The organism is Embleya sp. NPDC056575 (genome assembly GCF_042793325.1).
Lineage (GTDB): Bacteria > Actinomycetota > Actinomycetes > Streptomycetales > Streptomycetaceae > Embleya.
In genome coordinates this window covers 70,437-90,911 of record NZ_JBHTVA010000046.1, presented here as the reverse complement: position 1 = coordinate 90,911, position 20,475 = coordinate 70,437, and the positions used below count along the sequence as shown (strand labels likewise).

Annotated in this window: 20 protein-coding genes and 1 riboswitch; of the genes, 16 read left to right on the top strand and 4 right to left on the bottom strand. The window is 70.4% G+C overall.

Annotated features, from left to right (window positions below):
* Positions 1-64: 64 nt before the first annotated feature.
* Entirely contained in the window at positions 65-394 is a 330-nt protein-coding gene (locus ACFRCG_RS31490; protein ID WP_380037676.1) for a hypothetical protein, read from the bottom strand.
* Positions 395-841: 447 nt separating this feature from the next.
* On the opposite strand from ACFRCG_RS31490, the gene ACFRCG_RS31485 reads away from it, so the two are divergent.
* The 3 genes from ACFRCG_RS31485 (at position 842) to ACFRCG_RS31475 (ending at position 3,658) form a co-directional block, all read left to right on the top strand.
* Positions 842-1,294, top strand: a complete 453-nt coding sequence (locus ACFRCG_RS31485) for an NAD(P)H-binding protein (protein ID WP_380037674.1) — start codon at positions 842-844, stop codon at positions 1,292-1,294.
* A gap of 207 nt (positions 1,295-1,501) precedes the next feature.
* On the top strand, positions 1,502-2,773 hold the full coding sequence (locus ACFRCG_RS31480) for an Ig-like domain-containing protein (RefSeq protein WP_380037672.1): 1,272 nt from the start codon (positions 1,502-1,504) through the stop codon (positions 2,771-2,773).
* A 111-nt stretch (positions 2,774-2,884) separates the two neighbouring features.
* Positions 2,885-3,658, top strand: coding sequence for an enoyl-CoA hydratase/isomerase family protein (locus ACFRCG_RS31475; protein WP_380037670.1), 774 nt, complete (start codon positions 2,885-2,887; stop codon positions 3,656-3,658).
* A 105-nt stretch (positions 3,659-3,763) separates the two neighbouring features.
* Here the strand turns inward: ACFRCG_RS31475 and glyA are convergent, their stop codons facing one another.
* The 3 genes from glyA to gcvT all read right to left on the bottom strand — a co-directional run bounded on the left by glyA (position 3,764) and on the right by gcvT (position 6,624).
* The gene (gene glyA / locus ACFRCG_RS31470) at positions 3,764-5,068 is read right to left on the bottom strand and encodes a serine hydroxymethyltransferase (protein WP_380037668.1); all 1,305 of its coding nucleotides are present in this window, start codon (positions 5,066-5,068) and stop codon (positions 3,764-3,766) included.
* On the bottom strand, positions 5,065-5,439 hold the full coding sequence (gcvH, locus tag ACFRCG_RS31465; protein WP_379995103.1) for a glycine cleavage system protein GcvH: 375 nt from the start codon (positions 5,437-5,439) through the stop codon (positions 5,065-5,067). The genes glyA and gcvH overlap by 4 nt, the downstream gene beginning before the upstream one ends.
* An 84-nt stretch (positions 5,440-5,523) precedes the next feature.
* The gene (gene gcvT / locus ACFRCG_RS31460) at positions 5,524-6,624 is read right to left on the bottom strand and encodes a glycine cleavage system aminomethyltransferase GcvT (protein WP_380037666.1); all 1,101 of its coding nucleotides are present in this window, start codon (positions 6,622-6,624) and stop codon (positions 5,524-5,526) included.
* Between the two features lie 372 nt (positions 6,625-6,996).
* Positions 6,997-7,090: riboswitch (glycine riboswitch) on the bottom strand.
* Between the two features lie 142 nt (positions 7,091-7,232).
* Here gcvT and ACFRCG_RS31455 point away from each other — a divergent pair.
* From ACFRCG_RS31455 to ACFRCG_RS31395, 13 genes are all read left to right on the top strand, one after another.
* The gene (locus ACFRCG_RS31455) at positions 7,233-7,964 is read left to right on the top strand and encodes an AAA family ATPase (protein WP_380037664.1); all 732 of its coding nucleotides are present in this window, start codon (positions 7,233-7,235) and stop codon (positions 7,962-7,964) included.
* A gap of 30 nt (positions 7,965-7,994) precedes the next feature.
* The gene (locus tag ACFRCG_RS31450) at positions 7,995-8,711 is read left to right on the top strand and encodes an enhanced serine sensitivity protein SseB (protein ID WP_380037662.1); all 717 of its coding nucleotides are present in this window, start codon (positions 7,995-7,997) and stop codon (positions 8,709-8,711) included.
* Positions 8,712-8,769: 58 nt separating this feature from the next.
* On the top strand, positions 8,770-9,498 hold the full coding sequence (locus tag ACFRCG_RS31445; protein WP_380037660.1) for an enhanced serine sensitivity protein SseB C-terminal domain-containing protein: 729 nt from the start codon (positions 8,770-8,772) through the stop codon (positions 9,496-9,498).
* A gap of 385 nt (positions 9,499-9,883) precedes the next feature.
* Entirely contained in the window at positions 9,884-10,879 is a 996-nt protein-coding gene (locus ACFRCG_RS31440; RefSeq protein WP_380037658.1) for an ABC transporter permease, read from the top strand.
* Between the two features lie 37 nt (positions 10,880-10,916).
* Positions 10,917-12,683: an ABC transporter substrate-binding protein gene (locus tag ACFRCG_RS31435; RefSeq protein ID WP_380037656.1), complete on the top strand. Its 1,767-nt coding sequence runs from the start codon at positions 10,917-10,919 to the stop codon at positions 12,681-12,683.
* A 102-nt stretch (positions 12,684-12,785) separates the two neighbouring features.
* A complete protein-coding gene (locus ACFRCG_RS31430) occupies positions 12,786-13,793 on the top strand; it encodes an ABC transporter permease (RefSeq protein ID WP_379995117.1) in 1,008 nt (335 codons plus the stop codon).
* The gene (locus ACFRCG_RS31425; protein ID WP_379995119.1) at positions 13,793-14,893 is read left to right on the top strand and encodes an ABC transporter ATP-binding protein; all 1,101 of its coding nucleotides are present in this window, start codon (positions 13,793-13,795) and stop codon (positions 14,891-14,893) included. Before ACFRCG_RS31430 ends, ACFRCG_RS31425 begins: the two co-directional genes overlap by 1 nt.
* 104 nt (positions 14,894-14,997) lie before the next feature.
* Positions 14,998-16,311: an ABC transporter ATP-binding protein gene (locus ACFRCG_RS31420; protein ID WP_380037654.1), complete on the top strand. Its 1,314-nt coding sequence runs from the start codon at positions 14,998-15,000 to the stop codon at positions 16,309-16,311.
* 36 nt (positions 16,312-16,347) lie between these two features.
* Positions 16,348-17,022 (top strand): trimeric intracellular cation channel family protein, encoded by a 675-nt coding sequence (locus ACFRCG_RS31415; RefSeq protein ID WP_379995124.1) that lies wholly within the window; start codon positions 16,348-16,350, stop codon positions 17,020-17,022.
* Positions 17,023-17,099: 77 nt separating this feature from the next.
* The gene (locus ACFRCG_RS31410) at positions 17,100-17,342 is read left to right on the top strand and encodes a hypothetical protein (RefSeq protein ID WP_380037652.1); all 243 of its coding nucleotides are present in this window, start codon (positions 17,100-17,102) and stop codon (positions 17,340-17,342) included.
* Positions 17,343-17,355: 13 nt separating this feature from the next.
* On the top strand, positions 17,356-18,543 hold the full coding sequence (locus tag ACFRCG_RS31405; RefSeq protein WP_380037650.1) for a cysteine desulfurase family protein: 1,188 nt from the start codon (positions 17,356-17,358) through the stop codon (positions 18,541-18,543).
* A 77-nt stretch (positions 18,544-18,620) separates the two neighbouring features.
* Positions 18,621-19,721, top strand: coding sequence for a tRNA 2-thiouridine(34) synthase MnmA (gene mnmA / locus ACFRCG_RS31400; protein WP_380037648.1), 1,101 nt, complete (start codon positions 18,621-18,623; stop codon positions 19,719-19,721).
* A 320-nt stretch (positions 19,722-20,041) separates the two neighbouring features.
* Entirely contained in the window at positions 20,042-20,464 is a 423-nt protein-coding gene (locus ACFRCG_RS31395) for a VOC family protein (protein ID WP_380037646.1), read from the top strand.
* Positions 20,465-20,475: the final 11 nt, after the last annotated feature.

The window sequence follows — 20,475 nt, the reverse complement described above, 5'->3', positions numbered from 1 at the left end:
CCCCCGGGGGATGCCGCCGCCGCGGGCGACGATCGGCCGGGTCGGTGCGGCCGATCGGGTCCACTCAGAACCAGGGGTGCCAGGCGTGCTGCACGTCGGCGTTGCCCTGGTTGATCACCACGACGCCCGAGTTGCCCTTGATCCCGGCGTTGTTGTTCTGGTTCGAGGCGCCCGCGCCGGTCGCGCTCTGCTGGGTGGCGTTGTAGTTGCCGTCGACACCGCCGAGGACGTTTCCGCTGCCGCTGTTGGTCGTGGAGGAGGTCGTGGTCGACGCGTTCGAGCCGTTGTCGCCCAGGGTGCCGTTGCCGCCGTCGGCGCACGCGGCGCCCGCACCGAGGAAGAGCAGACCGGCGGCGAGGGGGGCTACGGCCAGGGTGCCGAGCTTGCGGTTCATGGGGATCCTCCGTGTATCGCGGATCCGGGCGGGGCCCGGGTGTCATCGGGTAGGCGCCATCAGGTACGCCACGGGCCGTCGTGCGGGGCGAACGATCCGACTCCCACGGCGACTTCGTGTGACCAAGCTGTCGCAAACGGTGAGCACAATCCAGCGGTACGGCCCGGCTTCCCTCGGGAGAGTGACATGGAAGCCCTTAAACCCCCAACGAGTGCCGATACGGAGGGTTACGGGTGAGGGATATTTTTCGCCGATCAGGCGCAATGTTTCGGCCACTCTGTCGATTTCGGTTAATTTGTCGACGAACGGTGCGTGACCGACGGCGCACTCCCCACCGGCGGAGCGTGGAAGTGTGCCTCGACTCGATTCGTGGGCCCACACGGCGAAGCGCGCGCTCCCGTCTTTACCCGAGCTTCACGAATGCCGGGTTTGAGTAAGGTTGCCGCCATGCCCGTCGTCGTCACCGGAGCCGACCAACCGCTCGGTCGTGCCGTCGCGCTCGAACTCGCCCTGTCCGGTGGGGAGGTACGGGCCACGGTCCGCGATCGCGGCGCGGCCGGTGTGCTGCGCGCGGCGGGCGTGCGGGTCGCGGTGAGCGACCTGTCCGACCCGCTGCGACTGGGTGCGGTGCTCGCCGGCGCGCACACCGTGCTGCACCTCGATCGTGGCCCCGACGGGCGGGGGACGCCCGCCGATACCTGGGAATGGTTTCTCGAGGCCGTCGAGGGTACGGATGTCCAGCGGATCGTCACGGTCTTGCCACAGCCTCCGACCGCTTCTTCGCCCGGGGAGTACGAATTGATCGTCCGTCCGTTTCCCGCCGAGGCCGTGGATCGGCCCGGATTCGCGGCTCCGACGCTGATTCGCGCCCTGGTGGAGGCCGACCGTCGGGCCGGATGACGGATCACGGCGCGATGCGATTCGGGTCGAGGCGGCCCGCGGTCGTCCGCGAGGATGGCGACGATCGCCCCGATCACCTCATTTGCCCGCGCGTGACCCGGAATGCGGAACCGCGGTGGATGTTCGGCTCGTCGAATGAGACGTGGGATGTGGCTTGCGGCCTCGGCCGGGTCGCGACCCGGCTCCGGATGAAGGGACTGCCCGTACATGTCAGCAGGATCGAAGTCGCTCTCGACGCGGTCACGGGCCCGATGGCGCGTGGTGCCCGCACTGCTGCTCGGCGCGCTCCTGCTCGTGTCGGGCTGTAGCTCGGACGACGGCGGCGACGGCGGCAAGAAGCCCGGCGGCCCGAACAGCACCACGACCAAGGGCGATTCGAAGAAGGGCGCGGATCCCGCGTCGGTCACGCTCACGCCGGCCGACGGCGCCAACGCGATCGACCCGCAGGCGCCGATCACGATCGTGGTGGGCGGCGGAAAGCTCGGCGAGGTCAAGGTCGTCAACGCGCAGAACGAGCCGGTCGACGGCACGCTCGACGCGGACGGCAAGACCTGGAAGCCCAAGGTCGCCTTCACCCTCGGCGGCAAGTACACGGTGAGCGCGACCGCGACCAACGCCGACAACGCGCCGACCACGGCCCGGGCGACGTTCAACACGCTCTCCGGCGACAAGAAGGTCACCGCGCGCTTCAGCCCCGAGGACGGGGCCACCGTCGGCGTCGGCTTCCCGGTGTCGCTGACCTTCGACTACCCGGTCAAGAACCGGGCCGCGGTGGAGAAGGCGCTGTCGGTCGACGTCGAGCCGAAGGTGGAGGGCGCCTGGCACTGGTTCGACAACACCCGGGTCGACTACCGGCCCAGGGACTACTGGGCGCCCGGCACGAATGTGAAGGTCAACCTGAACCTGCGCGGCGTCGACGTGGGCAACGGCGCGATCGCCAACCAGTTCAAGAGCTACAGCTTCAAGGTCGCCGCCACCAAGCGGATCGCCATGGTGGACGTGAAGGCGCACACCATGAAGGTCTACGAGAACGAGCAGTTGATCAAGACCATCCCGATCACGGCCGGCAAGTCGCCGAAGTACAGCACGTGGAACGGGAAGATGGCGATCACCGAGAAGTTCGAGAAGACCCGGATGAACTCGCAGACGGTGGGCCTGGGCAGCGAGTACGACATCGACGACGTGCCGTTCGCGATGCGGGTCACCACCTCGGGCACCTTCGTGCACGGCAACTACTGGGCCGACCCGGGTGTCTTCGGCAGCGAGAACACCAGCCACGGGTGTGTGTCGATGACCAAGGAGAACGCCAAGTGGCTGTACGACCGGGTGATCCCCGGTGACATGGTCGAGATCTCCGGCTCCGACGAGCGCACGGTCGACGCCGACAACGGCTTCGCCGACTGGAACCTGAGCTGGGACAAGTGGACCGCGTCCGGCGCGCCCGGCACCACGCAGGGTACGACGACACCCACGCACTGAGGCGCCCGGCGGACGGGGCCGCGGCGGATGTCGTGGCCCCGCTCACCGCCCGCCGGAGTGGCGACGCCTATGGTCGGATCGGCACATCAGGGCTGACCAGAGGAGAGCGTCATGGGCGAATTCGTGAACCTGGAAGTGGCCGACGGCGTCGGCACGATCCGGCTGAGCCGGCCGCCGATGAACGCGCTGAACCGGCAACTCCAGGAGGAGCTGCGGGCGGTGGCGCGGGAGGCGGGCGAGCGGGCCGACGTGCGCGCGGTGGTGATCTACGGCGGGGAGAAGGTGTTCGCGGCGGGCGCGGACATCAAGGAGATGGCCGAGATGACCTACACGGACATGGCCGACCGGGGCGCCGCGCTGCAGTCCGCGTTCACCGCCGTCGCCGAGATCCCCAAGCCGGTGGTTGCCGCGATCACCGGCTTCGCGCTCGGCGGCGGTTGCGAGTTGGCCCTGTGCGCCGACGTCCGCGTCTGCGCCGACAACGCCAAGCTCGGCCAGCCCGAGATCACGCTGGGCATCATCCCGGGCGCCGGCGGCACCCAGCGCCTGCCCCGTCTGATCGGCCCGTCCAAGGCCAAGGACCTGATCTACACGGGCCGCTTCGTCGCCGCCGACGAGGCCCTGTCCATCGGCCTGGTGGACCGGGTCGTCCCGGCCGAGGACGTCTACGCGGAGGCCGTGAAGTGGGCCGGGCAATTCGCCAACGGCCCGGCCTACGCCCTGCGCGCCGCGAAGGAGTCCGTCGACCGCGGCCTCGAAACCGACCTCGACACGGGCCTGGAGATCGAACGCCTCCAGTTCACCGCCCTGTTCGCCACCGAGGACCGGGCCACCGGCATGCGCGCGTTCGTGGCCAAGGAAAAGCCCGAGTTCTCGGGCCGCTGACCGTCGGCGAACCCGGTGGGGATCGCGACGAAACGGGGCGCCGACTCGGCGGGTGTCGAGTCGGCGCCCCGGTCTTCGTCGTGTCGACGAACCCGATCCGCAGGATCAGAGGTTCGGGTAGAGCGGGTGCTTTTCGGCCAGGGTGGTGACCCGGGCGGCGAGCGCGGCCTTGCGGGTGTCGTCGAAGTCGGGCAGCAGGGCCTCGGCGATGATGTCGGCGACCTCCTCGAAGTCCGCCTTGCCGAAGCCGCGGGTGGCCAGGGCCGGGGTGCCGATCCGCAGGCCGGAGGTGACCATCGGCGGGCGCGGGTCGAACGGGACCGCGTTGCGGTTGACCGTGATGCCGATCGAGTGCAGGCGGTCCTCGCCCTGCTGCCCGTCCAACTCGGAGTCGCGCAGGTCGACCAGGACCAGGTGCACGTCGGTGCCGCCGGTGAGCACGGTGATGCCCACGTCGGTGACGTCCTTGCGAGTCAGCCGCTCGGCGAGGATGGCCGAGCCCTCCAGGGTCCGCTTCTGGCGGTCCTTGAAGTCGTCGGAGGCGGCGACCTTGAACGCCACCGCCTTGCCCGCGATCACGTGCTCCAGGGGGCCGCCCTGCTGGCCCGGGAAGACCGCCGAGTTGATCTTCTTGGCGTATTCCGCCTTGGACAGGATCACGCCGCCGCGCGGGCCGCCCAGGGTCTTGTGCGTCGTGGTGGTGACCACGTCGGCGTACGGCACGGGGCTGGGGTGCAGGCCCGCGGCGACCAGACCGGCGAAGTGCGCCATGTCGACCATCAGGAACGCGCCGACCTCGTCGGCGATCCGGCGGAACTCGGGGAAGTCGAGCTGCCGGGGATAGGCCGACCAGCCGGCGATGATCAGCTTCGGCCGGTGCTCCTTGGCGAGCCGCTCGACCTCCTCCATGTCGACGCGGTGGGTCTTCTCGTCGACGTGGTAGGCGACCACGTTGTAGAGCTTGCCGGAGAAGTTGATCCGCATGCCGTGGGTGAGGTGGCCGCCGTGGGCCAGGTCCAGGCCGAGGATCGTGTCGCCGGGGGAGAGCAGCGCGAACATCGCGGCGGCGTTGGCCGACGCGCCCGAGTGCGGCTGCACGTTGGCGGCCTCGGCGCCGAACAGCTCCTTGACCCGGTCGATGGCGAGCTGCTCGACCACGTCGACGTGCTCGCAGCCGCCGTAGTAGCGCCGGCCGGGGTAGCCCTCGGCGTACTTGTTGGTCAGAACGGAGCCCTGCGCCTCCAGCACCGCCACGGGGGCGAAGTTCTCGGAGGCGATCATCTCCAGGGTGTTCTGCTGGCGGTGCAGCTCGTCGGCGACGGCGGCGGCGACCTGCGGGTCCACCTCGCCCAGGGGACGGTCCAGGATCGTCACGGTTGTCAGCTCCTCGATCGGGTCGATCTCGATCATTCGCCGCAGAACGCGGCGTATTCGTCGGCCGACAGCAGGCCCTCGGCCTCGCCGTCGATGCGCACCTTGAACAGCCAGCCCGCCCCGAAGGGGTCGGAGTTCACCAGGGCCGGGTCCTCGACGACGGCGTCGTTGATCTCGACGACCTCGCCGGAGACCGGCGCGTACATGTCGCTGACCGACTTCGTGGACTCCAGCTCGCCGCACGGCTCACCGGCGACGACCACCCGGCCGACCTCGGGAAGCTCGACGAACACCACGTCGCCGAGCGCCTCGGCCGCGTGCTGCGTGATGCCCACGACGGCGGGGGAGGCCGCCTCGTCGAGCCACTCGTGTTCCTTGCTGTAGCGCAGGTGCTGGGGTGCGTGCACGGGTCCATTCTCCATTCGAATGAGGTAAGTCCGTCCCTCAGGATGATTTGGGACGTTTTCCGGTGATATAGGAAGGGGTTCGGCTCAGCCGCGCTTGTAGAACGGCAGCGCCACCACCTCGACCGGCTCGGCCTTGCCGCGGATGTCCACCGCCAGCCGGGTGCCCGGTTCGGCCCGCTCCGCCGCCACGTAGGCCATCGCGATCGGCATGCCGAGCGTCGGCGACGGCGCGCCGGAGGTGACCTCGCCGACCCGCTCGCCGCTGTCCGCGTCCACCACCGGGTAGCCGGCGCGCGGGACCCGCTTGCCCGGCGAGGTCAGCCCGACCAGCGTGCGGCGCACGTCCGCCTCCGCCGCGGCCAGCGCCTCGCGGCCGACGAAGTCCTCGGGCTTGTCCAGCCGGACCACCCGGCCCAGGTTGGCCTCGTACGGCGTGGTGTCCCGGGTCAGCTCGTGGCCGTACAGCGGCATGCCCGCCTCCAGGCGCAGCGTGTCCCGGCAGGACAGGCCGGCCGGCACCAGCCCGTGCGGCTTGCCCGCGGCCAGCAGCGCGTCCCACAGCGCGACCGCGTCGCCGGGCGCGGCGAACAGCTCGAAGCCGTCCTCGCCGGTGTAGCCGGTGCGGGCGAGCAGCACCGGTACGCCCGCGACCTCGGTGCGCAGGATCGCGTAGTACTTGAGCGCGGGCAGGTCGGCGTCGGTCAGCGAACCGACGATCTCCGTCGACGCGGGCCCCTGCACGGCGAGCAGCGTGTACTCCTCGGACGCGTCGCGCACCGTGGCGTCGAAGTCGCTCGCGCGGTGCTTCAGGCTGCCCGCCACCACGTCGGCGTTGGACGCGTTGGCCACCACCACGAAGTGCTCTTCGCCGAGCCGGTACACGATCAGGTCGTCGACGATGCCGCCCTCCTCGGTGCAGATCATCGTGTACCGGGCTCGGTCGATCCCGATCTTCGAGACGAAACCGACCAGGGCGTGGTCGAGCGCGCGGGCGGCATCCGGGCCGGTGACCTCGATCTCGCCCATGTGGGTGAGGTCGAACAGGCCGGCCGTGGTGCGCACCGCGGTGTGCTCGTCCCGCTCGCTCCCGTACCGCAGCGGCATCCGCCACCCGGCGAAGTCGGTCATCGTGGCCCCGAGCGCGTCGTGCACGGCGTCGAGCGGGGTCCGGCGGTCGGTGGTCATGCGAAGACTCCTTCGAAGGGACGCCGGCGGAAGCCCCCGGCGGGCGCGGACCGGTCCGGGGCATGCCGGACGGCGCGGACCCGGGCGCGGGCCCGAGGTGCGACGAAAGGTGACGGGTGCTGCGGCCCGTACCGGAACGAGGACGGGCCCCGGATCAAGAACCGGAACGAGTACGAGAACGAATTCGAGGACAAAGGGGGCTCCCTGCCATGGCGTTCAGCCCTTTTCGGCCAAAGTCGGTCGAAAAGTGGGGTGCCCTCCCCTTCTGTCATCGGAACCTGAGAGCTTCATCCCGTCCGCCGCTGCCGCGTCGGACCGGGATTTGCACCGTGGGTGAGCCGCACCGACGGTGCGCCTGCTTTCCAGAAGTGCCTGACCCATGCGGTATCGGTGCCTGAGAGATTCCGGGGAGGAGTTGCTCCTTCGGCGCCCCGCTCGATGGCGAGGACTCTCCCGCGTGGGGTCGACGGCCGTTATGTGGTTGTGCCCGGCATGCTAGCGCGTGTCGTCAATCCCCCGCCGGGGCCGGGGAGCGCCGGCGCCCGCTCGCGCCCTCGGTACGACACCATGCGCAGGGCACGTGGGTTCGGGACATCAGGGGAGGATTCGTGGAGACGGATTCGGCGGGGGCGCATACCGGCGCCGCGGCGGGCGGCGTGTTGACCCCCCGGTCCGTGCACGACCTGCGGGAGGAGCGGCATCGGGCGGGGGAGCGGGACGGGGTCCGGCAGGTGGACGTGCTGTCCTACCCGGCCTCGTGCGTGCTCGTGGTGACCGGCCTGCCGGGCGCGGGCAAGAGCACGCTCCTGGCCCGGGTGGTCGCCGCCGGGCCCGCGGTCGCGGTCCTGGACGCCGACCTGGTCCGGGCCCGCTGGGCGATGCGGGTGGGGCGGCTGCCGTACCGGGCCTACCGACCGCTGGTGCGGCTGTCGCACTACGGCGAGGTGGCCCGGGCGCTGCGCGGCCCCGGCGCGGTGGTCGTGCACGACAGCGGCCGCAATCCGATCCTGCGCCGGATACTGGTGCGCGCGGCCCGGCGGCGCGGCATCCCGGCACACGCGCTGCTCCTGGACGTCACGGCCCATCAGGCGCTTTCCGGCCAACGTGCGCGCGGGCGCGGGGTGTCCACCGCGGTGTTCGCCCGACACCACCGGGAATGGCGTGCGCTGCTCGCCCGGCTCGCCCCGTGGCTGGACGCCGGACCCGCCCTCGCCTCCGCCCCGGGCGGCTTCACCTCGTGTGTACTGCTCGACCGCCCGGCCGCGCGGCAACTGCGCCGGATCGTTTTCGCAGACCCCCTACCCGGACAGTCCCGACGGCGGGACGCGGGCAAGTCGTAAACTGCGCCGGACACCAAGAGGAGCACCACCATGCCGTTCCCGGCCAATCCCGTGGAGAGCGCGCTCGTCGCGGCGATGCGCGACCCGTCCCGGGCCGAGGCCCTGTTCGAGGCCCTCGCCGAGGCGGACGTGTGGGTGCCGCTGCCCGAGGGAGGCAGCGCCGCCGACACCGAACTGACCCTGCCCACCGCCGAGATCGACGGTCTGCCGTACGTGCCGGTGTTCTCCTCGGAGGAGCAGTTCCGCCGGCTCGCGGGGCCGATGGCGGGCACCGTGGCGCCGATGCGCGAGTTCGCCCGAGGGCTGCCGCCGCACATCGGCATCGTGGTCAACCCGGGCGGCGAGGCGGGCATCCCGATCCCGCCGCCGGGTGTGCTGGAGCTGGCCCGGTTGCCAGGTGCGGCCCACCGCGGCGCACGGGTGCGGCTGTACGAGCCCGACCAGGAGCCGATGGACTTCCTGATCGCCGCCGCCGCCGAGTTCATCCACGTCCCCGTGGTGCTCAGCGCCCGGCGCGGCCTGGGCGAGGTCGAGTCCGATCCGCCGGTCCTGTTCGTCGGCGTCGAACTGGACCGGTGGCAGGAGGAGGACCGGCTGGCCGCGGTCGGCGCCCTGGAGCGCGCGCTCGGCCGCGCCGCGTGCCCGTGGCCGGTCAACGTGGTGCTTCTGGACGTGGCGCAGGATCCTGTGGGGGACTGGATGCTGGAGCGGACCCAGCCGTTCTATCTGCGGGCCGACCAGCGCTGAGCCCGTCCGGCCGCGGCCGGCGTCGGTGTCGAGATACATGGGGTTCGGGGAGGACGTCGTGAACCAGGTCGAGCAGGCGTTGAGCCAGGTGGCCCCCGGGCGCTACGACGCCTACGAGCGGCTGTTGCAGGCGCTCGTCGGCGCGCCCGTGTGGATGTTGTTGTGGCAGGGGCAACCCGGCAGCCCGGACGCGCAGTACGGGAACATGGACGTGGCCGGATGGCGCTACGCGCCGGCGTTCACGTCCGAGGAACAGCTGCGTCTCAGTGGCTGGGACCGCTCGTTCGAGATCTGTCCGGTCCCCGAGATCGCGTCCTCGCTGTACACCGACCGCTGGGGTCTGTGGCTGAATCCGCACGCCCAGGGCGGCGGCGTCGGCGTGCCCTACCTCGACCTGCGCCGCATCGTCGGCGGTCTGGACCGACTGATGGCCGGCCCCCTGGAGGTCGGCGAACCCACCTTGTGGGACCCGGCGTTCTACTCCCTGCTCGGCGGTCAGCTGTTCCAGACCCAGGTGGTGCGCGCCGCCCACCGGGCCTGGGTACGCCCCACCGTCGGCCCCGAACGCCTCGTGATCGGACTGCGCCTGACGGACAATCAGCCCGCCACGATGCAGCGTATGCGGGACGCGATGGCCCGCGCGTCGGCCGCCGCGCCGCCCGGTCTGACGCTCTCCTCGGTCGCGCTCGACGACCCCTTCGACCCGATCGCCGCGTGGATGCGCGAGCACACCCGGCCGTTCATCGGCATCGACATGCTCGACGAGGCCGCCCGCCAGGGCCGGTGATCGACATGCCCGACGAAGGCGCCCGTCCCGCACGGTGATTCACCCGGCCGCCGCGGGCACACACCACGCGCAGTGAGCGAAGATCGGCGGAACGTGGCGAGCCGGGGCAACAGGCAGTGATGCCCCCAAAAAACTGACGTCACGTCATCAACCGCTGCCTTGTTGTGATTTCGTGACCGATCTACGCGGATCAACCAGTGAATCGTGTCTGCGTAATCACGGTTCAGTAAAGGTATTCCTCCACCCCTGTTCGTGACCCGCGTCACGGAGGAGTCTCACCCGGACGACAGATCCCGAAGATCATCGGGATCGCAATGCCGGGTATGGCGACGGGACGCGGCGATCCCGAGCCGCCGTCGCATCCGTGAGCGGGGAGGGTCGATCCATGACGGCACCGATCGAGACCACCGGTGTGGCCCGAGAGGCGCACCCCGAGGCGATCGCCGAGGCAGCCGGCGCACGCATCGAGGGTCGGTCGCTGGGTCAGATCGCGTGGGCCCGATTCCGCCGCGACAGGGTCGCGATGGCCGGTGGCGTGGTGATCATCGTCATGGTGCTCATCGCGATCTTCGCGCCGCTCATCACCGACGTGATCGGCGGTGGACCCACCGAGTACCACGACGACCTGCTCGACCCGGTGCTGAACATCCCGACCGGCAGCTTCGGCGGCGCGAGTTGGGACCACCCGCTGGGTCTGGAGCCGGTCAACGGCCGGGACATCTTCTCCCGCATCTGCTACGGCGCCCGCGTCTCCATGCTGGTCGCCTTCCTCGCCACCCTGCTCTCCGTGGTGCTCGGCGTCGTCCTGGGCACCGTGGCGGGCTACTTCGGCGGCTGGATCGACGGGCTGATCAGCCGCGCCATGGACGTCTTCCTGGCCTTCCCGCTGCTGCTGTTCGCGATAGCCATCGGCAGCAGCCTCCAGGGCGAGGCCTTCGGCCTCCACGGCGACACGCTCCGCATCACCGTGCTGATCTTCGTGATCGGGTTCTTCAGCTGGCCGTACATCGCTCGCATCGTCCGCGGCCAGACGCTCTCGCTGCGCGAACGCGAGTTCGTCGAGGCGGCGCGCAGTCTCGGGGCCACCGACCGGCACATCATCTTCAAGGAGCTGCTGCCGAACCTGGTGGGTCCGATCCTGGTCTACTCCACGCTGCTGATCCCGACGAACATCCTGTTCGAGGCCGCCCTTTCCTACCTGGGGGTCGGCGTACAGGAACCCACCGCCTCGTGGGGTGGCATGCTCTCGGCGGCCACCCCCCGGTACCAGGACGCGCCGATGTTCATGGTCGTCCCCGGCGTCACCATCTTCATCACCGTGCTCGCGTTCAACCTGCTCGGCGACGGCCTTCGAGACGCCCTCGACCCGCGCAGCCGCTGAATATCCCGCAAGTCCCCACGAGGAGGCACGACCAGCGATGAAACACCCGGTAACTCGCAGGCGCAGGACCCAAGCGCTGATCGGCATGGTGGCTGTCACCGCGATGGCCGCCACCGCGTGTGGCGGTGGCGGCGGCGGCTCGAAGAAGTACAGCCCGAGCAACAAGGCGATCACCGAAGTGGTCAACCAGTCCACCAAGAAGGGTGGCACGCTCAAGCTGGTCAGCTCGGACAAGTTCGACTCGCTGGACCCGGGCGACATGTACTACGCCTCGGCGTGGAACTTCTCCCGCCTGATGGCGCGTCCGCTGCTCACCTTCAAGCCCGCCCCGGGCAACGCGAGCTACGAGTTCGCGCCGGACCTGGCCACCGAGGTGGGCAAGACCGACGACGGCGGCAAGACCTGGACGTACCACCTGCGCAAGGGCGTCAAGTACGAGGACGGCACCGAGGTCAAGGCGTCGGACGTCAAGTACGCCGTCGAGCGGACCTTCGACAAGGAGGTCCTGCCCAACGGTCCGGGCTACTTCGCCCAGTACCTGGACCCCGACGGCACCTACAAGGGCCCGTACAAGGACTCCGCGCCGGACAAGCTGGGTCTGAACGCGATCGAGACGCCGGACGACCACACCATCATCTTCAAGATGAAGGAGCCGTTCGCGGACTTCAACTACCTCGCCGCGCTCCCGCAGACCGCGCCGGTCCCGCCCGCCAAGGACACCGGCAAGGAGTACGTCAAGCACCCCATCGCCTCCGGCGCGTACATGGTCGACGGCCAGTACGAGCCCGGCAAGGCGGTCAACCTGGTCCGCAACCCGAACTGGGACCAGGCGACCGACCCGCTGCGCAAGGCGCTGCCGGACCGGATCGAACTGCTCGAGAAGCAGGACGCGAACGACGTCGACAACCGACTCTTCGCCGGCACGGCGCAGTTGGACGTGGTCGGCACCGGCGTCCAGGCCGCCGCGCAGAACAAGATCCTCACGGACAAGAAGCTCGCGGACAACGCGGACGACGCGATCTCCGGCGCGCTGGCCTACCTGGCGATCAGCTCCAAGACCCCGCCGTTCGACAACGTGCACTGCCGGCGCGCCGTGCAGTACGCGGTCAACAAGTCGCAGCTGCAGCGTGCGCAGGGTGGCGAGGTCGGCTCCGACATCGCGACCAACCTGATGCCGCCGACGCTGGCCGGTTCCAAGGTCACCGACATGTACCCCAACGGTGCCAAGCACACCGGTGACGTGGCCAAGGCCAAGGACGAGCTCAAGCAGTGCGGCAAGGGGGACGGCTTCAGCACCGTGCTGACCGCGCGCGCCAACCGGCCCAAGGAGGTCGCGGGCGCCACGTCGGTGCAGAACGCGCTCGCCAAGGTCGGCATCAAGGTCGAGATCCGGCAGTACCCCTCGGGTGACTACTTCTCCCAGTTCGCCGGCGTCCCGAAGTGGGTCGCGGAGAACAAGGTCGGCATCATGTTCATGCAGTGGGGTCCCGACTTCCCCACCCAGTTCGGCTTCTTCCAGCAGATCGTGGACGGCCGGGCGATCAAGCCCGCCGGTGGCACGAACCTGTCCGAGCTGAACGACCCGGCGGTCAACGGTCTGATCGACCAGGCCACCCGCACCATCGACCCGGCGCAGAGCGCGGCCATCTGGCAGCAGCTGGACCAGAAGGTGATGGAGTCGGCGGTGATCGTCCCGTTCGGCTGGACCAAGTCGCTGCTGTACCGCCCGTCGAACGTGACCAACCTGGTCGTCACGCCCGCGTACTCCGGGATGTACGACTACCTCAACATCGGTATCCAGTAAGCCTGCGACGAGGTCAGTAGCCCGAAGGAGAGGTGAAGGCCCGTCAGTTCCGGTGCGGGGAGCGGTGATCCCGCTCCCCGCACCGGACCGGGTCGCCGGCTCATGATTTTCTATCTGCTCAGGCGGCTGGCGGGAGCGGTGGTGCTCCTGTTGATCGTCACCATGGCGGTCTTCGCCATCTTCTTCCTGATTCCGCGTCTGGGAGGCGCCACAAGCGACCAACTCGCCGCGCGCTACGTCGGCAAGTCGCCCACCCCGGCCGCGATCGAACAGGTCAAGCACAGCCTCGGCCTGGACAAGTCGGTGCCCGTCCAGTACGGAAGGTTCGTCAAGGGCATCGTCGCCGGCAAGGACTACGACACCGGTGTACGCAAGGTGCACTGCGCGCCGCCGTGCCTGGGCTTCTCCTTCCGCAACAACCTGGAAGTGTGGCCACGACTACAGGACCGCATCCCGGTCACGCTCTCGCTGGCCGCGGGAGCCGCGGTGATCTGGCTGATCGCCGGCGTGTCGATCGGGGTGGTCTCGGCGCTCAAACGCGGCAGCCTGTGGGACCGCTTCTCGATGGGCTTCGCGCTGGCGGGCGTCTCGCTGCCACCGTTCTTCACCGGCCTGGTGGCACTGGCGTTGTTCAGTTATCAATGGCCGATCTTCAAGGGCGTGCACTATGTGCCGTTCCTGGACAATCCGGCGAGTTGGGCCTGGAACCTGGTGTTGCCCTGGTTGACCCTGGCGTTCCTGTACGCGGCGTTGTACGCCCGACTCACCCGGGCGGGCATGCTCGAGACGATGAGCGAGGACTACATCCGCACCGCGCGGGCCAAGGGCCTGCGCGAACGCGACGTCATCGTCAAACACGGGCTGCGCGCCGCGCTGACCCCGATCCTGACCATCTTCGGCATGGACGTCGGACTGCTGCTCGGCGGTGCGATCCTGACCGAACAGGTCTATTCCCTCAACGGCGTCGGCAAGTTCGCCGTCGAGGCGATCGGACAGCAGGATCTGCCCGAAGTGCTCGGCGTGACGATGATCGCCGCCATCTTCGTGATCCTGGCCAACCTCGTCGTGGACCTGCTCTACGCGGTCGTCGATCCCCGGGTGAGGACCTGATGCCCCGACTGCTACCGCGCCGCAAGCGGGACACCGCGGCCGAACTGCCCAAGCTCGCCCCGGCCGGGCCCCCGCCCGAGCCGGAGAACTTCCTCGAAGTACGCGAACTCACCGTGCACTTCCCCACCGACGACGGCCTGGTGCGCAGCGTCGACGGCGTGAACTTCGCGCTCCAGCGCGGCCGAACGCTCGGCATCGTCGGCGAGTCCGGCTCCGGGAAGAGCGTGACCTCGCTGGCCGTGATGGGCCTGCACGGCGGTACCAGCGCCCGAATCGGCGGCGAAATCTGGCTGGACGGCAAGGAGTTGGTGCGCTCCACCGCCGAAGAGGTCCGGCTGATGCGTGGCCGCCGGATGGCGATGATCTTCCAGGACCCGATGTCCTCGATGCACCCGTTCTACACGGTCGGCCACCAGATCATCGAGGCCTACCAGGTGCACAACGAGGTGAGCGTCAAGCAGGCCCGCGCGCACGCGATCGACCTGCTCGGACGAGTCGGCATCCCGCGCCCGGACCGGCGGGTGGACGACTACCCGCACCAGTTCTCCGGCGGCATGCGCCAGCGCGCGATGATCGCGATGGCGCTCAGCTGCGACCCCGAACTGTTGATCGCGGACGAGCCGACCACCGCCCTGGACGTCACCGTCCAGGCCCAGATCCTGGACCTGATCCGGGACCTGCAGGCGGAGTTCAACTCCGCCGTCGTGATGATCACGCACGACCTGGGCGTGGTCGCCGAACTGGCCGACGACGTCCTGGTGATGTACGCCGGTCGGGCGGTCGAGCACGGCCCCGCGCGCACCCTGTTCGAACAGCCCCGACACCCGTACACCTGGGGCCTGTTGGGCTCGCTGACCCGGCTCGACCGGGCGCGCCAGGAACGGCTGATGCCGATCAAGGGCAGCCCGCCGAGCCTGATCTCGCTGCCCTCGGGCTGTGCGTTCCGCACCCGCTGCCCGTACGCGGACCGCAACGACGGGCGGGAGAAGACCGAGGTCCCGCGACTGGTCGAGATCGAACCGGGCCACCGCACCGCGTGCCACCTCGATCCCGGGGAGCGCGAGCGGATCTGGACCGAGGACATCAGGCCGCGGCTGTGAGCGGGACGGCGAACGGGAAAGCGGATGGGCACGTGACTGGTCACCAGGATGGAAACGGGAACGGGAACGCGGAAGTGACCGAGGGCGCCCGAGCGGGAGACGACGTGAACGTTGCGCAGGCCGGCGAGCCGGAGGCCGCGTCCCGACGCGAGCCGGGAGACGTGCTGGTGCGCGTGCGCGGGCTGCGCAAACACTTTCCGATCCGCTCCGGGATGACCCGGCGCCGGGCCGGCACGGTCAAGGCGGTGGACGGGCTCGACTTCGACATCCGCGAGGGCGAGACGCTGGGCCTGGTCGGCGAGTCGGGGTGTGGCAAGTCGACCACCGGACGCATGGTGATGCGCCTGCTGGAGCCCAGCGAGGGCACCATCGAGTTCGGCGGGCGCGACCTCACCAAGCTCTCCCGAGGGCAACTGCGGCCGCTGCGGCGCGACTTCCAGATGATCTTCCAGGACCCGCAGTCCTCGCTGAACCCGAGGCACACCGTCGGCACCATCGTCGGGCTGCCGTTCCGGTTGCAGAAGGTCACCCCCGAGGGCGGGATCAAGAAGGCCGTCCAGGAGTTGTTGGAACTGGTCGGGCTCAGCCCCGAGCACTACAACCGCTACCCGCACGAGTTCTCCGGCGGCCAGCGGCAGCGCATCGGCATAGCCCGCGCGCTGGCGCTGCGGCCCAAGCTGGTGGTCGCCGACGAGCCGGTCTCCGCGCTCGACGTGTCGATCCAGGCGCAGGTGGTCAACCTGCTCGACGACCTGCAGAGCGAGTTCGGGCTGACCTACCTGATCATCGCGCACGACCTGTCGGTGGTGCGGCACACCAGCGACCGGGTGGCGGTGATGTACCTCGGCAAGATCGTCGAGATCGCCGACCGCGAGGACCTGTACACGTCGCCGAAGCACCCGTACACGGTGGCGCTGATGTCGGCGGTGCCCGTGCCGGACCCGGCCCGGCGCGAGAGCCGTGACCGGATCCTGCTCAAGGGCGACGTACCGAGCCCGATGGACCCGCCGCCGGCGTGCCGCTTCCACACCCGGTGCTGGAAGGCGCAGGACATCTGCAAGACCCAGGAGCCGCCGCTGGCCGAGCTGACCACGCGGCACCAGGTGGCCTGCCACTTCCCGGAGAACATGCCGGCGGAGAACGGCGCGGGTGAGGCGGTGCTGCTGGTCGAGCCGGCGCCGGCCGAGGCGGCGCCCGCGGTCGCCGCAGGGGAGGACGCCGAGGCCGCCGCGGAAAGCCCTGCCGAGACGGCCGTCGAGACGCCGGCCGAGACCTCCGCGGACGATGCCGCGAAGGCCCCTGCCGGGCCTGCGGCGGACACCCCCGCGGAGAACTCCGCCGAGACTCCCGCCGAAGCCTCCCCGAAGGCCCCCGGCGAGGCGACCGGGAAGGACACTCCACCCACACCCGCCCCATGAGTATCGGGTCGGGCCCGGCGGTGTAGAACATCCGTTATGTCACCCGAGGTGCCGCCCGAGATCTTCCACCATCAGCTCCAGCAGGTCCTCGACCTGCTCGGCATCTTCGTCTTCGCGGCGGCCGGCGCGCTGATGGCCGTACGGAAGAACTTCGACGTCATCGGAATCACCCTGCTCGCCGAGGTCACCGCCCTCGGCGGCGGGGTGATCCGGGACGTGATCATCGGCGCGGTCCCGCCCGCGGCCTTCACCGACCTCGGCTACTTCACCACCCCGCTGCTCGCCGCCGTACTGGTCTTCTTCCTGCATCCCCAGGTCGAGCGGATCATGTCGGCGATCGACGTGCTCGACGCCGCCGGCCTCGGGCTGTTCTGCGTGACCGGCACCGCGAAGGCGTACGCGTACGGCCTCAATCCGATACCGGCCGCCGCCCTCGGGGTGACCACCGCCGTCGGCGGCGGCGCGCTGCGCGACGTACTGGCCCGGGAAGTACCCACGCTGCTGCGCTGGGACAAGGAGATCTACACCTTCCCCGCGCTGCTCGGCGCCGGCATCACCGCCGCGCTGATCGAGTTCGACCTGTTCGGCCCGGTCACCGCGACCGCGGCGGTCACCTTCGCCTTCCTGCTTCGGGTGCTCGCGCTTCGGCGCGGGTGGCGGGCACCACGCGCGTGGCGCCGCAACTCCGGCACCAGCGCCGAGGAGCAGTGACCCGGGACACCCCCCCGCAGCCCGGGTGGTGCGGGCTGCGCCGCCGGGCCCAACCCGGCCACTCGTATGAGTGGACCGTGCCCAACACGCCCCGGCGCGCGTTGCACCAGGATGTGTGGGAGATCCAGCAGCCGTTGACCTACGACCACCGGTCGACCGAACCCGATCCGAAGGGCAGGCGCCCGCTTCGGCGACTCGTGGCGTACGCGACCGCGTCGGTGCTTTCCACGCGCCTGTGGCTCGACCGATTCCTGCCCGGAGGGCCGCGATACGGACGGGTGTACGGCCGCCCCCGCCGGCGCCCGCGGGTACCCGACTAAGCTTCGCAGTGCGATGGCCTACTTCGATCACGCGGCGACCACCCCGATGCGCCTTTCGGCAATCCGGGCGATGACCGTACAGCTTGCCCAACTCGGGAACCCGTCCTCGTTGCACGCGTCCGGGCGACGCGCGCGCCGCACGGTGGAGGAGTCCCGCGAGTCGCTGGCCCATGCGCTGGGCGCGCGGCCGAGCGAGATCGTCTTCACGGCGGGCGGAACCGAGGCCGACAACCTCGCGATCAAGGGGATCTATTGGTCGCGGGTCGCGGACGACCCGGCCCGGCGGCGGATACTGGTCAGCCCGGTCGAGCACCACGCCGTGCTCGACCCCGTGCTGTGGCTGGAGTCGGCCGAGGGCGCGGTGGTCGAGTGGCTGGACGTGGACGCCGACGGGCGGGTGCAACCCGAGACGCTGCGTGCGGCGATCGAGCGCGATCCGGCGTCGGTGGCGCTGGTGTCGGTGATGTGGGCCAACAACGAGGTCGGCACGGTCGAGCCGATCGCCGAGCTGGTCGAGATCGCGCACGAGTTCGGCATCCCCTTCCACTCCGACGCGGTCCAGGCCGTCGGTCAGATCCCCGTCGACTTCTCCGCGACCGGCCTGGACGCCATGACGGTGACCGGACACAAGCTCGGCGGCCCGGGCAACTGCGGCGCGCTCGTGCTCGGGCGCGGCATCACCCCGATTCCGGTGCTGCACGGCGGCGGCCAGGAGCGCGACGTGCGCTCGGGCACGCTGGACGCCGCCTCGATCGCGGCACTGGCCGTCGCGGCCGAGGAGTCGGTGCGCGAACAGGCCGAATACGCCCGGCGGGTGGGCGCGCTGCGGGACGAACTGGTGCGCCGGATCCTGGCCGCGGTGCCCGACGCGCAGCTCAACGGGGACCGGCGGCTCGACCCGGCCCACCGGCTGCCGGGCAACGCGCACTTCTCCTTCCCGGGGTGCGAGGGCGACTCGCTGCTGCTGCTCCTGGACGCGCGCGGGATCGAGTGCTCGACCGGCTCGGCCTGCTCGGCGGGCGTCGCGCAGCCCAGCCACGTGCTGCTGGCGATGGGCGCCGACAGTGCCCGGGCGCGCGGCTCGCTGCGGTTCAGCCTGGGGCACACCACCACGGAGGCGGAGGTCGCCGAACTGGGCGAGGCGATCCTGCCGGTGGTGACCCGGGCCCGGTCGGCGGGGTCGGTCTCGGCGCGCCGGTAGCGACGCCGGGGTGTGCGGTAATCCGCTCGGGGCTCGCCCGGGTGACCACGTACTCTTGAGGCGCTATGTCTGATCACATGCTTCCTCCCGCCAACGGCCGCCGCCTCCGGGTGCTCGCCGCCATGTCCGGCGGGGTCGACTCCGCCGTTGCCGCCGCGCGAGCGGTCGAGGCCGGACACGACGTGGTCGGTGTCCACCTCGCGCTCTCGGCGAAACCCGCGACGCTGCGCGAGGGTGCCCGGGGCTGCTGCACGATCGAGGACTCCCGGGACGCGCGGCGGGCCGCCGACGTGATCGGCATCCCCTTCTACGTGTGGGACATGGCCGAGCGTTTCCGCGAGGACGTCATGGACGACTTCGTGGCCGAGTACAAGGCCGGGCGCACCCCGAACCCGTGTCTGCGCTGCAACGAGAAGATCAAGTTCGCCGCGCTGTTGGACAAGGCGCTCGGGCTCGGCTTCGACGCGGTGTGCACCGGGCACTACGCGCGGATCGTGGAGCACCCCGACGGCTCGCGCGAGCTGCACCGCTCGGTCGACATGGGCAAGGACCAGTCGTACGTGCTCGGCGTGCTCGACTCCGACCAGCTCGCGCACGCGATGTTCCCGCTCGGCGGCGACACCAAGGGCGACGTGCGCCTGGAGGCGGAGCGGCGCGACCTGGCGGTGGCGAAGAAGCCGGACAGCCACGACATCTGCTTCATCGCCGACGGGGACACCCAGGGCTTCCTCGCGAAGCATCTGGGCACCGAGCGCGGCGACATCGTGGACGCGAGCGGCACCAAGCTCGGCGAGCACGACGGCGCCTACGCGTACACGATCGGCCAGCGCAAGGGCCTGCGCATCGGGCACCCGGCGGCCGACGGCAAGCCGCGCTACGTGCTGGACATCTCGCCGGTGAACAACACGGTCACGGTCGGCCCGGTCGAGGCGCTGGACGTTGACCGGCTGGTCGGCATCCGGCCGCGGTGGTGCGGTCCTGCCCCGGCGGGCGAGATGGACTGCACCGCCCAGGTCCGGGCGCACGGCGAGGAGACGGCGGCGGTCGCCGAGGTGGTCGACGGGGAGGTCCGGGTGCGGTTGGCGCAGCCGATCCGCGGCATCGCCCGGGGGCAGGCCGTGGTGCTGTACGCCGGGACACGCGTGATCGGCTCGGCGACGATCGACGCCACGGCGTAGCCGGGACGGCAGGAATCCCCGGGCCGGGGGATGAGGCCCGGGGATCGTGCCGGCGCCCGCTCGGTGTTGCCGCCACCCCAGCGGTGAAGGCCGAGCCGTCCGGTACCGGTGAACCCCCTCCGGGCACGGCACTGGGCACCGGGCGCGGACGTAATGCATCACGGGGTACATCCGCGCCGGAGCCACCACGATGCCGGCGTGTGCCGAGGCCGCACGACCGGCGAAAGTTGCTGATGTGCGCCCGAAGGTTGTCGGCCCTTCGCGGTAAGTGGACAATGACGGGCCCTGTCGCACCGCCGCAGCACCTCGGGAGACACCGCGTGGGTTCCACCGTCCGACACATCACCATCGACTGCGCGGCGCCGCACGAGCCGTACGACCTGGCCCTGTTCTGGAGCAGGGTGCTCGAACTCCCGCTCGGCCCGGACGACTTCCCCGGCGACCCGGAGGCGGCCGTGATCGCCGGCGACGGCCGGCCGATGTTGTTGTTCGTGCGGGTGCCGGACGCCAAGGCCGGCAAGAACCGGGTCCACCTCGACCTGGAGCCGGACACCACCCGCGAGGAGGAACTGGAGCGCGTACTCGCCCTGGGCGCGACGGTCGTCGCCGACATGCGCAAGCCCGACGGCCGAGGGTGGGTCGTCTGCGCCGACCCGGCCGGGAACGAATTCTGCGTCGAGGCGAGCGGATCCGACCGCGCCGCCGTCGAACTCCGCGAGCGCGAGGCGGCGCAGAGCGGCTGAGGGCGGGGCGG

Coding starts and splice junctions, on each gene's coding strand:
- ACFRCG_RS31490 (WP_380037676.1), bottom strand. CDS start 394: ATGAACCGCAAGCTCGGCACCCTGGCCGTAGCCCCCCTCGCCGCCGGT.
- ACFRCG_RS31485 (WP_380037674.1), top strand. CDS start 842: ATGCCCGTCGTCGTCACCGGAGCCGACCAACCGCTCGGTCGTGCCGTC.
- ACFRCG_RS31480 (WP_380037672.1), top strand. CDS start 1,502: ATGTCAGCAGGATCGAAGTCGCTCTCGACGCGGTCACGGGCCCGATGG.
- ACFRCG_RS31475 (WP_380037670.1), top strand. CDS start 2,885: ATGGGCGAATTCGTGAACCTGGAAGTGGCCGACGGCGTCGGCACGATC.
- glyA (WP_380037668.1), bottom strand. CDS start 5,068: ATGATCGAGATCGACCCGATCGAGGAGCTGACAACCGTGACGATCCTG.
- gcvT (WP_380037666.1), bottom strand. CDS start 6,624: ATGACCACCGACCGCCGGACCCCGCTCGACGCCGTGCACGACGCGCTC.
- ACFRCG_RS31450 (WP_380037662.1), top strand. CDS start 7,995: ATGCCGTTCCCGGCCAATCCCGTGGAGAGCGCGCTCGTCGCGGCGATG.
- ACFRCG_RS31440 (WP_380037658.1), top strand. CDS start 9,884: ATGACGGCACCGATCGAGACCACCGGTGTGGCCCGAGAGGCGCACCCC.
- ACFRCG_RS31435 (WP_380037656.1), top strand. CDS start 10,917: ATGAAACACCCGGTAACTCGCAGGCGCAGGACCCAAGCGCTGATCGGC.
- ACFRCG_RS31430 (WP_379995117.1), top strand. CDS start 12,786: ATGATTTTCTATCTGCTCAGGCGGCTGGCGGGAGCGGTGGTGCTCCTG.
- ACFRCG_RS31425 (WP_379995119.1), top strand. CDS start 13,793: ATGCCCCGACTGCTACCGCGCCGCAAGCGGGACACCGCGGCCGAACTG.
- ACFRCG_RS31415 (WP_379995124.1), top strand. CDS start 16,348: ATGTCACCCGAGGTGCCGCCCGAGATCTTCCACCATCAGCTCCAGCAG.
- ACFRCG_RS31405 (WP_380037650.1), top strand. CDS start 17,356: ATGGCCTACTTCGATCACGCGGCGACCACCCCGATGCGCCTTTCGGCA.
- mnmA (WP_380037648.1), top strand. CDS start 18,621: ATGCTTCCTCCCGCCAACGGCCGCCGCCTCCGGGTGCTCGCCGCCATG.